This is a genomic window from Vibrio sp. Y2-5 (genome assembly GCF_014596725.1).
Taxonomy (GTDB): domain Bacteria; phylum Pseudomonadota; class Gammaproteobacteria; order Enterobacterales; family Vibrionaceae; genus Vibrio.
The window spans coordinates 1-12,334 of record NZ_JACVEG010000010.1 but is presented as its reverse complement, the minus strand read 5'-3'; the positions used below and the strand labels follow the sequence as shown (position 1 = coordinate 12,334).

Below are 12,334 nucleotides of genomic sequence, written 5' to 3'. Positions count from 1 at the left end.
CACTCACTGCAATAAAAATGTCACATTGGAGCAATATTTTGCATGAGTTAACAACCAAAGTTAACGACCACAGTTATTAACGTCAGAAGAACTAGTCAGTAGGTGTATCATGAGTACGGATAAGCTGTATATCGACAAGGAACTGAGTTGGCTTTCATTCAACGAACGCGTATTGCAGGAAGCCGCAGATAAAACCGTACCCCTTATCGAACGAATTCGATTTTTAGGCATTTTTTCCAACAACCTAGATGAGTTTTACAAAGTGCGATTTGCCGATGTAAAACGCTTGATCCTCATCAACCGCGAACGTGGTGGCAGTGACGAATCCAAGCATCTGCTGTCGCAAATGCAAACCAAAGCCTACAAACTCAACCAAGATTTTGATCAGCTCTACAGTGATCTGATCTTAGAAATGGCAAGACGGCGCATTTTTCTGGTTAATGAAACCCAACTTGATGAAGCTCAGCAACGCTGGATAACTAAATATTTTCAGAAAGAAGTGCTTCCTCATATCACTCCCCTGCTGATGCGTGACGACATTGACGTTCTTCAGTTCCTGAAAGATGAATACGCCTATATCACTGTTGAGCTGAAAAAAGGCGATCACTGCCAATACGCACTGATCGAGATCCCGACCGATCATCTCCCACGCTTTGTGATGGTGCCAGAACAAAAAGGCAAACGTCGTAAAACCATTATCTTGCTCGACAACATCATTCGTTACTGTCTTGAGAGTATTTTCCAAGGCTTTTTCGATTACGACAGTATCGCAGGCTACTCCATGAAAATGACCCGTGATGCTGAATACGATTTAGGCCACGAAGTCGAATACAGCTTACTTGAACAGATGTCTGAGAGTTTGAGCCAGCGCTTGACGGCGATGCCCGTTCGCTTTGTTTATGAGCGTGAAATGCCGGAAGCCATGCTGCGATTTCTATGTGAGAAGCTAAAAATATCCCACTATGACAGCTTGCTGCCGGGCAGCCGCTACCATAACTTTAAAGACTTTATCGGTTTTCCAAACTTTGGCCGTGATTACTTGGAAAACAGACCGTTACCACCGCTAAGTTGCGCTGACTTTGATGATTACCCGAACTCGTTTGAAGCAATCAAAGCCAAAGACATTTTGCTTCACTATCCTTATCACAGCTTTGACCATATTACCGAACTGGTGAGACAAGCTTCGTTCGACCCGAAAGTCATCAGTATCAAAATTAACGTTTATCGCGTGGCAAAAGATTCACGCTTGATGAACTCCTTAGTCGATGCGGTACATAACGGTAAACGAGTGGTTGTGGTGGTTGAACTGCAAGCGCGATTCGATGAAGAAGCCAATATTGAATGGTCACGAATTCTGACTGAAGCTGGCGTGCATGTTATTTTTGGTGCGCCGGGTATGAAAATTCACGCCAAATTATTGCTGATCACACGTAAAGAAAACGACCACTTTGTCCGCTACGCGCATATCGGTACAGGTAACTTCCACGAGAAAACGGCGCGTATTTATACCGACTTCTCTCTGCTGACTGCCGATGAAGAGCTGACAACCGAAGTTCGCAGCGTTTTCAACTACATTGAAAATCCATTCCGTCCGGTTAAATTTAACCATTTGATTGTCTCTCCGCGAAACTCGCGTACCCGTTTATACCGTTTGATAGACAGCGAAATCGCTAATGCCAAAGCAGGCAAAAAAGCAGCTATCACTATTAAGCTCAATAACCTTGTCGATAAAGGTTTGATTAACAAACTCTATGGCGCCAGTGCAGCTGGAGTAAAAATTAGGATGATCATCCGCGGCATGTGTTCACTGGTTCCGGGTGTTGAAGGGGTAAGTGACAACATTGAAGTGATCAGTATCGTTGACCGTTTCTTGGAACACCCTCGTGTGTTTATGACGCACAATGATGGCGAGCCGCTAATCTATATCTCTTCGGCAGACTGGATGACCCGAAATATTGATTATCGCATAGAGGTAACTGCGCCCATTCGTGATGAGCGTTTAAAGAAAAAAATCATCGATATATTAAACATTCAGTTTACAGATACGGTAAAAGCGCGTGTTATAGATAAAGAGATGAGTAACAGCTATGTGAAACGTGGGAACCGCAAAAAAATACGTTCTCAAATAGCGATTTATGACTATCTTAAAAATGCAGAAAAACAGACACGTAAACAAGGGGCTAGCGCCCAGCAAGAGTAAGTTAACGCCTATGAACCAACCCATTTCAAGCCGTGAAATTGCCGCCATTGATTTAGGCTCAAACAGTTTCCATATGGTCGTTGCAAAAGTCGTCGATCAAGATTTGCAACTCATCAGCCGCCATAAACAGCGGGTTCGTTTAGCATCTGGGTTGGATTCTCTCGGCAATCTTGATAATCCGTCAATTGAACGCGGTCTTGAGTGTTTAGCCATGTTCGCAGAACGAATTCAGGGGTTTGAACCAGAAAATGTTCGCATTGCGGCTACCCACACGCTACGCCGCGCCAATAACGCACACATTTTTATCCAGCGTGCTCGTGAAGTAATGCCTTTTCCTATCGAGATCATTCCCGGTAGTGAAGAAGCTCGTCTGATTTATCTCGGTGTTGCTCACACTCAGCCTCAGTCTGATTCTATGCTGGTAGTGGATATTGGTGGTGGCAGTACCGAAATGATCATCGGCAAAGGCTTTGAAGCTGAGCTGGTCAACAGCAAGCAGATGGGCTGTGTAAGTTACACCCACCAGCACTTTGCCAATGGTAAATTGTCGAAGAAAAACTTTGCACAAGCCATCTTAGCAGCCGAGCAAAAACTGGAGTCAATCGCCTCCAAATATCGTAAGAAAGGCTGGCAAAGCGCTTTTGGTTCATCAGGGACCATCAAGGCTATTCACGAAGTTCTGGTCGGTTTGGGCGATGAAGACGGCATAATAACCCCCGTTCGATTAAACAAGTTGATCGACAAGCTGTGCGAATGGAATAAGATTGATGATATTGATTTGCCGACTCTGACTGATGATCGCAAACCGGTATTTGCTGCGGGTGTGGCGATTCTGTCTGCAATATTTAAAGATCTTCATATCAAAGAGATGCACTTTTCCGACGGCGCATTACGTGAAGGTCTGCTTTACGAAATGGAAGATCGCTTCAAGTATTCTGATATTCGTCTGCGTACCACAGAGAATCTTGCGGCTAAACACTTAGTAGACCTCGAACATGCCGCTCAGGTAAAAGGATACGCGCGCGATTTTCTCGACAATGTCTCCTCAGAGCTTGGCTTAAAAGCTAGCAGCGAACTGTTTGACCTACTGGAATGGAGCGCACTGCTTCACGAAGTGGGCTTGAGCATCAGCTTACAAGCATTCCATCGTCACTCTGCTTATATCCTGCGTCATACCAACATGCCCGGCTTTAACAGTGAGCAACAACTGGTACTTTCAACCTTGGTTCGCTTCCAACGTAAAGCATTAAAGCTCAATGAAATGGCCGATTTCTCTCTGTTTAAGAAAAAGCACATTACTGGTTTGATTCGGGTTTTACGTCTGGCAATTTTGGTCAACGGACAACGTAACGATGAACCATTACCTGAACTCACCTTAACAGCCAAAGATGAAGAGTGGACACTAAGCTGTATTGATAAAGACTGGCTGGAGAACAACAAACTATTGCATGCAGATTTACTCACAGAGCAAGAATACTGGCAAGCTGTCGGTTGGGATCTGAAATTCTAGCTCTGGTCATTCATTAAAAAGCCTCGCATGATGACAGCGAGGCTTTTTTGTCCCTTACTCTATCCCTACTTTCTTCAGCTCTTGGCTGGCAATTTCGGCTGAAATCGGTACGTAACCATCTTTGGCCACTAAGCTTTGCCCTTGCTTGGAGAAGATAAAGCGGATGAATTCGCGCTGAATCGGCGTTAAGTCACGCAGCGGATTTTTGTTCACATAAACAAACAAATAACGAGAAAGCGGATACTGACCGGAAAGGATATTCTCGTGGGTCGGCATAATATAATCCGTACCCGATTTCGCTATCGGCACAAGTTTCACACCCGACACCTGATAGCCCACACCAGAATAGCCAATGGTGTTAATTGATGATGCTACCGACTGAACCACCGAAGCCGACCCCGGTTGTTCGTTCACATTGCGTTTGAAATCACCGCCACAAAGCGCGTTTTGCTTAAAGTACCCATAAGTACCGGATACCGAGTTGCGACCAAACATCTGTATGCCACGTTTTGCCCAGCCATAGTTCAGCCCCAGATCTTGCCAAGTTTTTGAAGACTTAGTGGCTCCACAACGTAGTGTTTCAGAGAAAATACTGTCTAGCTGGCGGAAGTTAAGTCCTTCAATCGGATTGTCTCGATGGACAAATACGCCAATGGCATCAATCGCGACGCGCAGTTCCGTGGGTTTGTAGCCGTAAGCGCGTTCAAAGGCTTCAATTTCTCTCATGCGCATTGGTCGGCTCATTGGGCCAAATTGCGCAGTACCTTCGGTTAACGCAGGGGGAGCAGTGGCTGAACCTGATGCCTGTACCTGAGAATCTACATTCGGATAGAGCGCTTGAAACTCTTCTACCCACAGAGTTGTCATTCCTGCAAGCGTGTCTGAGCCTACCGACAACAAGCTGCCAGCAACACCCGACGTCTTGGTATAGTCCTGTAACTCATCAACAGCATAAGCCATCTGAGTAAGCATTAAGGATGCAGCAATACAACACTGACTGATTTTTATCATTGTACGACCAAACGTTTTGGCAGAACAAAAGAGAACTTACTGCCCTTGCCTACTTCACTTTCGATATCAAGGTGCGAATCATGATGTGACAAAGCGTGTTTAACAATAGCCAAGCCAAGACCGCTGCCACCTGTATCACGAGAACGAGCTTTGTCTACGCGGTAAAAACGTTCAGTTAAACGATGTAAATGTTGTGGCTCAATACCATCGCCCTTATCTTCAACTTCCAAACAAGCACCTTGCGGGCTTTGATACCAACGGACGTAAATTTCGGCCCCCGGAGGCGTGTATTTCACCGAGTTGTAGACAAGGTTAGAGATAGCACTACGCAGCTGATCTTCGTCCGCCAGAACTTTCAGATTCTTATCCACTTCAAAGGTGAGCTTATGTTCGTCACTGCCGCTGAGACTGATGGCTTCTTTTTCCAAAATTTCCAGCATGCTAGGTACGTTAACCACTTCGTCCAGCTCGTGCATCGGCGCAGCTTCGATTTTCGACAGAGTCAGAAGCTGGTTGACCAAACTGTTCATACGGTTTAGCTGCTCAGTCATCACGCCATGTGCCTTGCCCCACATCGGCCCAGACAGGACTTCTGGGTCTTCGGTCATTTCCAAATAGCCCTGTAGCACTGTCATAGGGGTACGGAGCTCATGAGAAACATTGGCAAAGAAGTTACGACGCATACCTTCTAGCTGCTTAATCTGAGTCACATCACGAACCACCATCAAATGCTCGCCTTCGGTATAAGGCACGATACGCAGTTCGAGCATACGTTCTACGTTGAGTGGTGAGCGCATTTCCAGTGGCTCGGAAAAATCGTCTTTTTGCAGATACTTAATGAAATCCGGCGTACGAATCAAATTGGAAATCGGCTGACCAGAATCATCAGGCCAGCGAAAGCCGAGCAAGTGTTGAGCTAAGCGGTTACACCAGACAATGTTGCCTTCGCTACGAAAAACCACCACCGCATCGGGTAATGATTCTGCACCATTACGGAAACGGCGAATAAGGTTAGTCAGCTCTTTACGTTTCTTACGTTGGCGTTGTTGTAGTCGGTAAATACCGTTAAACAAAGACTCCCAGTTGCCAGAACCAGAAGGTGGCGTCAGGCGTTTCTCATCCCATAACCATGCCGATAAGCGCAACTGGTTATGCAGATGCCAGACAAGCTGAATCGCCGTAGCTGCTAGTAGCAACCACGGCATATATCCAAAAATCCATCCAACCACTATCCATGGAAGGTAAAAAAAAGCCAGCTCCCAAGCCAGCTTTTTCCAAGTCAATCGTTCAACCATAATCTCTCGAACTTGAATCCTTTTAAGCCTTTTATTTTTCAAGGCTGGCGCTTATAAGCCTAGCTCTTTACGCTTTCGTTGAGAAGCGGTAGCCAGCACCACGAACCGTTTGAATCAACTTATCGTGTCCAGCATCTTCAAGGGCTTTGCGCAATCGACGAATGTGCACATCAACGGTACGATCTTCCACATACACATTGGTGCCCCAAACGTTATTCAATAGTTGCTCGCGACTGTAGACTCGCTCTTGGTGAGTCATAAAGAAGTGCAGCATTTTAAACTCAGTTGGTCCCATGTCTAACGGGACATCATTGGCAGTCACTCGGTGTGAAACTGGGTCTAACTTGAGACCTTGCACATCGATCAACTCTTCCAATGCGGTTGGTGTGACTCGGCGAATCACCGCCTTCAAGCGAGCAACAAGTTCTTTAGGTGAGAAAGGTTTAGTGATGTAGTCATCAGCACCCACTTCTAAGCCGCGAACTTTATCTTCTTCTTCACCACGAGCAGTCAGCATAACAACCGGAATATTACGAGTCAGCTCTTCACGCTTCATGTGTTTGATAAAGTTAATGCCACTACCACCAGGTAGCATCCAATCAAGTAGAACAAGATCAGGGAAGGGTTCAGCTAACTTCTCTACCGCAGTGTCGTAATCTTCTGCTTCCACTGCTTGGTAGCCTTTCTGTTCAAGAACAAAGCAAAGCATCTCTCGGATTGGCGCTTCGTCTTCAACAACTAGAATCCTTCTAGACATATTTGAATAACCTTTATTTTAATTAACAGTGTAACCAAGCATCTTGAGGTCACTTGAGCATATGCATTATGAAAAATGAATATGACACTTTTGTGACTATTGCAAACAATTTTTAATATAAGTTTCTTATCTTGTTCATGGTTTTATATTACTTGGCATAAGTTGATAATTTTTGTGTTTCGCCTAAGACATTGACGGGGAAATCCCCTATCATGTTGGCCTTTCGAACAAGGAAAAGAAAAGATATGTGGTTTAAAAACTGTATGGCTTATCGTGTTAATCGCGAAGTCAATTTCAACGCCGATCAGCTAGAAAAACAACTGGCAGAGTTCCGTTTCACGCCATGTGGCAGCCAAGACAAACAGAAATTTGGCTGGGTTCACGCACTGGGCAAACACGGCGACATGATGACTCACGTTAGCGAAGACCGCATTCTCATCTGCGCCAAGAAAGAAGAAAAAATGCTCCCCGCTTCTGTGATTAAAGACTCTCTTAACGAGAAAGTCGCATTGATGGAAGCTGAAGAGGGGCGCCCGCTGAAGAAAACAGAAAAAGACAACATCAAAGATGACATCATTGTTGATCTTCTTCCTCGTGCCTTTAGCCGCAGCCATTTAACTTACGTTCTGATCATGCCAAATGAAGGTCTGATTCTGGTTGACGCAAGCAGCTATAAAAAAGCGGAAGATGTACTGGCACTACTGCGTAAGAGCATGGGTAGCCTTCCTGTTGTTCCTGCCATTCCTGAAGTTGCCGTAGAAACGACGCTGACTGAGTGGGTGAAAGACGGCAACTTGCCACAAGGTTTCCAGTTGCTTGACGAAGCAGAACTGAAATCGTTCTTAGACGATGGCGCTGTGATTCGCTGTAAAAAACAAGAACTGACCAGTGATGAAATCCTAAGCCATATTCAGGCGAATAAAGTGGTTACTAAACTCGCCTTAAACTGGCAAGACCGTTTGAGCTTTGTATTGGCTGAAGATTGCAGCATTAAACGCATTCAGTACAGCGATGAACTCAAAGATCAAAACGAAGATATTCCTCGTGAAGATCAAGCTGCGCGCCTTGATGCTGACTTATCTCTACTGTGCGGCGAATTCTCAGCATTTCTACCAAATCTGTTTGAAGTACTTGGTGGTCTTCCTAAAGCTGACGCTTAATCTTTCTCTGACTCCGTCTTCGCGGAGTCAGTTTTTCCCTACTTTTCTTCCCCTTCTATTCTTAATCTTTACTAGGCACAGCTCACGTTTTGACGTAAAATTTGCGCCCCTTCCAATACCATCAGGTGGTATTGGCCTGACTTGTGATCAGATTGAGAAACAAACAATGACAACTGAAAATACTTTTGTACCGGAGCTATTATCTCCAGCGGGTAGCCTTAAGAACATGCGTTACGCATTCGCATACGGCGCTGATGCTGTTTATGCTGGCCAACCTCGTTACAGCCTGCGCGTACGTAACAATGAGTTCAACCACGAAAACCTACAGGTCGGTATCAACGAAGCCCACGCTTTAGGTAAAAAATTCTACGTGGTATGCAACATTCAACCGCATAACTCAAAACTAAAAACCTTCATCCGCGATCTTAAGCCAGTGATCGATATGGGCCCAGATGCTCTTATCATGTCTGACCCAGGCCTCATCATGATGGTTCGTGAAGCATTCCCAGAAATGGCTATTCACCTTTCTGTTCAAGCAAACGCGGTTAACTGGGCAACAGTTAAATTCTGGTCAACGCAAGGCGTTGAGCGTGTCATTCTGTCTCGTGAACTTTCTCTAGAAGAGATTGAAGAAATTCGCGAACAGTGCCCTGAAATGGAAATTGAGATTTTCGTACACGGCGCTCTTTGCATGGCTTATTCAGGCCGCTGCCTACTTTCAGGTTACATCAACAAACGCGACCCGAACCAAGGCACTTGTACTAACGCTTGTCGTTGGGAATACAAGGTAGAAAAAGGTAAAGAAGACGAAGCTGGTCAAATCGTAGAAGAATTTGATCCAAATGCTGCGCAAGCAATTGAAGTTCAGGAAGAACGTCCTGATAACACTCTCGGTTTGGGTAAACCTTCTGATGAAGTTGTACTGCTGTCTGAAGCTCACCGTCCAGAAGAAAAAATGGCGGCTTACGAAGATGAGCACGGCACTTACATCATGAACTCAAAAGATCTACGTGCAGTTCAACACGTAGAGCGTTTGACTAAAATGGGTGTTCACTCATTGAAGATCGAAGGTCGTACTAAGTCTTTCTACTACTGTGCGCGTACTGCTCAGGTATACCGTAAAGCGATCGATGATGCCGTTGCAGGTAAACCATTTGATGATAGCTTGATGAATACACTAGAAAGCCTAGCTCACCGTGGCTACACAGAAGGTTTCCTACGTCGTCACACTCACGATGCATACCAAAACTACGACTATGGCTACTCTGTGTCTGATGCTCAACAATTTGTTGGTGAGTTTACAGGTAAGCGCCGTGGTGATATGGCTGAAGTGGAAGTTAAGAACAAATTTATACTTGGTGACAGCCTAGAACTGATGACGCCAAAAGGAAACGTTGTATTCACTCTTGAAGCAATGGAAAACCGTAAAGAAGAAGCAGTTAACGACGCAAAAGGCAACGGTCACTTTGTTTATATCCCAGTGCCTCAAGACATGGATCTTAACTACGCGCTACTGATGCGTAACCTGAATGCTGGACAAGATACTCGTAACCCAGTAGGCAAGTAACCATGGCGTTATTGATCACAAAGAAATGCACTAACTGTGACATGTGTGAGCCTGAGTGCCCTAACGGAGCTATCTCTATGGGTGACAATATCTATGAGATCAACCCGAACCTCTGTACAGAGTGTAAAGGACACTACGAGATTCCGACATGTCAGTCTGTATGCCCGATCACCAACTGTATCGTGACGGATCCGCAGCATGTAGAAACGGAAGAAGAGTTGCTTGAGAAGTTTGTGATTATTCAGGGATTAGCGTAATCGCTCTCTAAACACTTTAAAACGAAGCCCAGTCAGTGACTGGGCTTTTTGTTGCGTTCTAGTCTCAATTATTTCTGAGCGAGACCTTTGTCATTCAGATAACCAAGCATATACGGTCTCGATTCCTGACTCAGCTTAGCGGTGATTTGATCCGACCAACCTTGCTGTTTCACATTGCTCGAACGACTTTGATAGTAATCAATCATCGTCTGATCGTATTCAGCAACTGCATCTTTGTTCAAAGGTTGATAAGTGTTCTCGTGAACAATTACATCTGCCCCTAAACGCGGTTTCAACTGAGGATCTTGGTCTGGGTGGCCTAGACACATACCAAACAGTACTGCACTGTATTTCGGTAAACCCAGTAGCTCATCCACTTGCTGTGGAGAGTTGCGTAGTCCACCAATATAAACACCACCCAGCCCCATTGATTCAGCTGCCAACAGACAGTTCTGCGCCATGATCCCTGAGTCTACCGCTCCAATCAGCGTTAACTCCATAAATTCAGGCTTCACATTCGGGTTCATCTCAAAGTGACGTTGATAGTCGATGCAGAAAACCAAAAACTCAGCCGCCTGTGCTACGTAATGTTGGTTGCCAGACAGCTCTGCCAACTTCTGACGCTTCTCTTTATCGGTTACTCGAATAATAGAAACCACTTGAAGCAAGCTTGAGCTGGAAGCTGCAATACCAGACTTAATAATGCTGTCTAACTGTTGCTGAGTAATCGGAGTATCTTTAAAAGCACGTATAGAGCGATGATTTAAAATCGTATCAATAACGGAGTTCATTTACTTACCCCTTAATAATGCTGTGCATTATCGTAGTAACCCACAGGACTTAGAGCAGTGAAGATAACTGCAACATCTGAATCCTGCCCAACAATGCCTTTCACTTGTTCAGTTACAATGGCTGCCACCTTATCTTGCACTTCCTGCCCACGATCAAACCACAATATTTCCACGAACGGATATGCCGCTGACACTTCACCTTCTGCATAGAAAGTGGTGTAGATATATTCGAAAGTGAAGTCTTCACGAGGAGAGTTCATCAAAGACTGAAGTGAATCCGTGAGGGGTTTTGACAAGTTTTGCACCGTCTGAGGTTCTACAGCGCGAAAACGAAAATGTGGCATAAGTTACTCCTTCTTTTTGAACATCATAACAGCTTCAAAAATGGGGAGCGATAGTAAGTAATGGCTCTTTGTAACAAAGTTTAATGTATTAACCTTATTACCAGAGCCACATAGCCATTAAGCTTTCAGATGTTCACCGAAGAAAGTCAACGTGCGCTCCCACGCAGTCTCTGCGGCCTCTTCGTTATAACGCCCCGTAGAGTCGTTATGGAATCCGTGATTGACGCCTTTGTAAACGTACGCGGTATACGGAACCTTATTCGTCTTCAGCACTTTTTCATAATCAGGCCAAGTCGCATTAACTCGTTGATCAAGTTCTGCAAACTGCAATAACAACGGCCCTTTTACATTGGAACGAATACTTTCCGCTGGAGGTGTCCCGTAAAAAGGAATTCCGGCATCTAAAGCGTCTGGCATAGTGGCAGCAAGCATGTTTACCACATAACCACCAAAACAGAATCCCACTGCACCTAATTTGCCAGAGCTATTGGCATGGGACTTAATAAACGTTGCTGCTGCAATAAAGTCTTCTTCGATCTTGGCTTTATCCATACTGCTTTGCATCGCTCGCCCGTCGTCGTCATTGCCCGGATAACCGCCGAGAGGGAATAATGCGTCAGGAGCAAAAGCGATATAACCATTCATAGCTAAACGTCTCGCAACATCTTCAATGTAAGGGTTCAATCCTCGGTTTTCATGCACAACCAATACGACAGGCGCGTTTCCAGCAAGCTCACGAGGCATGACTAAATAGCCACGGCCTTTGCCGTGCCCCTTTGGAGAATCAAACTCCACGTAAGTGGCTTTGATCTTTGAATCGTTAAAAGATACTTGCTCTGCCAGAGCGTAGTTAGGTAATAAAGCAGAAGTCAGCACTGTCATGCTAAAACCCAATACCGCGAGACCAGATAGGCGACGCATAAACTCTCTACGGTCAATCAAACCATGAGCATATTCGTCATACCAATCAAAAGCTTCTTGCGGAATTTCCCTTTCTTGCTCTATTTGTTGAGTTATGAAATCCATTGAGTTTGACATATCACTTCCTTACTAGATTAGTAATTATTATCGTTTCCACAAACAGTGTAGGTGAAGATTAAAAATCTATAGAAAATTTAAAACGGACAAATTTGTTACAAAATGGAAAGGAAGGCAGATGAGAGATTCGAACTCCCAACACGCGGATTTGGAATCCGCTGCTCTGCCAATTGGAGCTACACCCCTGCAGTTCGTTTTTAATGAGACGACTCTCAGAATAAGTGGCGGAGCGGACGGGACTCGAACCCGCGACCCCCGGCGTGACAGGCCGGTATTCTAACCAACTGAACTACCGCTCCGCATTGGTCAGACTATTAAGTCTTTTCTTTGTTTTGCCTTCAGATTTTTAAATCTGAAGGCAAGAAATAAAGCCTGGCGATGTCCTACTCTCACATGGGGAGACC

Annotated in this window: 11 protein-coding genes and 1 tRNA gene; 5 read left to right on the top strand and 7 right to left on the bottom strand. The window is 45.0% G+C overall.

Annotated features, from left to right (window positions below; genetic code table 11):
• The first annotated feature begins 109 nt into the window (after positions 1–109).
• Both ppk1 and ppx read left to right on the top strand, forming a co-directional pair.
• Positions 110–2,200, top strand: coding sequence for a polyphosphate kinase 1 (gene ppk1 / locus HUO09_RS18645; RefSeq protein WP_167413164.1), 2,091 nt, complete (start codon positions 110–112; stop codon positions 2,198–2,200).
• Positions 2,201–2,210: 10 nt separating this feature from the next.
• Positions 2,211–3,710 (top strand): exopolyphosphatase, encoded by a 1,500-nt coding sequence (ppx, locus tag HUO09_RS18640; protein ID WP_188234982.1) that lies wholly within the window; start codon positions 2,211–2,213, stop codon positions 3,708–3,710.
• A 54-nt stretch (positions 3,711–3,764) separates the two neighbouring features.
• Here the strand turns inward: ppx and HUO09_RS18635 are convergent, their stop codons facing one another.
• The 3 genes from HUO09_RS18635 to phoB all read right to left on the bottom strand — a co-directional run bounded on the left by HUO09_RS18635 (position 3,765) and on the right by phoB (position 6,773).
• On the bottom strand, positions 3,765–4,721 hold the full coding sequence (locus HUO09_RS18635; protein ID WP_167413162.1) for a PstS family phosphate ABC transporter substrate-binding protein: 957 nt from the start codon (positions 4,719–4,721) through the stop codon (positions 3,765–3,767).
• Complete coding sequence (gene phoR, locus HUO09_RS18630; protein WP_188234981.1) at positions 4,718–6,016, bottom strand: phosphate regulon sensor histidine kinase PhoR; 1,299 nt, start codon at positions 6,014–6,016, stop codon at positions 4,718–4,720. Before phoR ends, HUO09_RS18635 begins: the two co-directional genes overlap by 4 nt.
• 67 nt (positions 6,017–6,083) lie before the next feature.
• The gene (phoB, locus tag HUO09_RS18625; RefSeq protein WP_042489603.1) at positions 6,084–6,773 is read right to left on the bottom strand and encodes a phosphate regulon transcriptional regulator PhoB; all 690 of its coding nucleotides are present in this window, start codon (positions 6,771–6,773) and stop codon (positions 6,084–6,086) included.
• Positions 6,774–7,018: 245 nt separating this feature from the next.
• Here phoB and rdgC point away from each other — a divergent pair, with 245 nt between their 5' ends.
• The 3 genes from rdgC (at position 7,019) to HUO09_RS18610 (ending at position 9,757) form a co-directional block, all read left to right on the top strand.
• Positions 7,019–7,933 (top strand): recombination-associated protein RdgC, encoded by a 915-nt coding sequence (rdgC, locus tag HUO09_RS18620; RefSeq protein WP_188234980.1) that lies wholly within the window; start codon positions 7,019–7,021, stop codon positions 7,931–7,933.
• A 166-nt stretch (positions 7,934–8,099) separates the two neighbouring features.
• Positions 8,100–9,500, top strand: a complete 1,401-nt coding sequence (gene yegQ, locus HUO09_RS18615) for a tRNA 5-hydroxyuridine modification protein YegQ (protein ID WP_167413159.1) — start codon at positions 8,100–8,102, stop codon at positions 9,498–9,500.
• 2 nt (positions 9,501–9,502) lie between these two features.
• Positions 9,503–9,757: a YfhL family 4Fe-4S dicluster ferredoxin gene (locus HUO09_RS18610; protein WP_167413158.1), complete on the top strand. Its 255-nt coding sequence runs from the start codon at positions 9,503–9,505 to the stop codon at positions 9,755–9,757.
• A gap of 68 nt (positions 9,758–9,825) precedes the next feature.
• On the opposite strand, the gene nfsA is transcribed toward HUO09_RS18610, so the two are convergent.
• From nfsA to HUO09_RS18590, 4 genes are all read right to left on the bottom strand, one after another.
• A complete protein-coding gene (gene nfsA, locus HUO09_RS18605) occupies positions 9,826–10,548 on the bottom strand; it encodes an oxygen-insensitive NADPH nitroreductase (RefSeq protein ID WP_167413157.1) in 723 nt (240 codons plus the stop codon).
• An 11-nt stretch (positions 10,549–10,559) separates the two neighbouring features.
• Positions 10,560–10,892, bottom strand: a complete 333-nt coding sequence (locus tag HUO09_RS18600; protein ID WP_167413156.1) for a DUF1904 domain-containing protein — start codon at positions 10,890–10,892, stop codon at positions 10,560–10,562.
• Positions 10,893–11,009: 117 nt separating this feature from the next.
• Positions 11,010–11,918 (bottom strand): dienelactone hydrolase family protein, encoded by a 909-nt coding sequence (locus HUO09_RS18595; protein WP_188235042.1) that lies wholly within the window; start codon positions 11,916–11,918, stop codon positions 11,010–11,012.
• A 234-nt stretch (positions 11,919–12,152) separates the two neighbouring features.
• Positions 12,153–12,229 (bottom strand) — tRNA-Asp (locus tag HUO09_RS18590).
• Between the last annotated feature and the right edge of the window lie 105 nt (positions 12,230–12,334).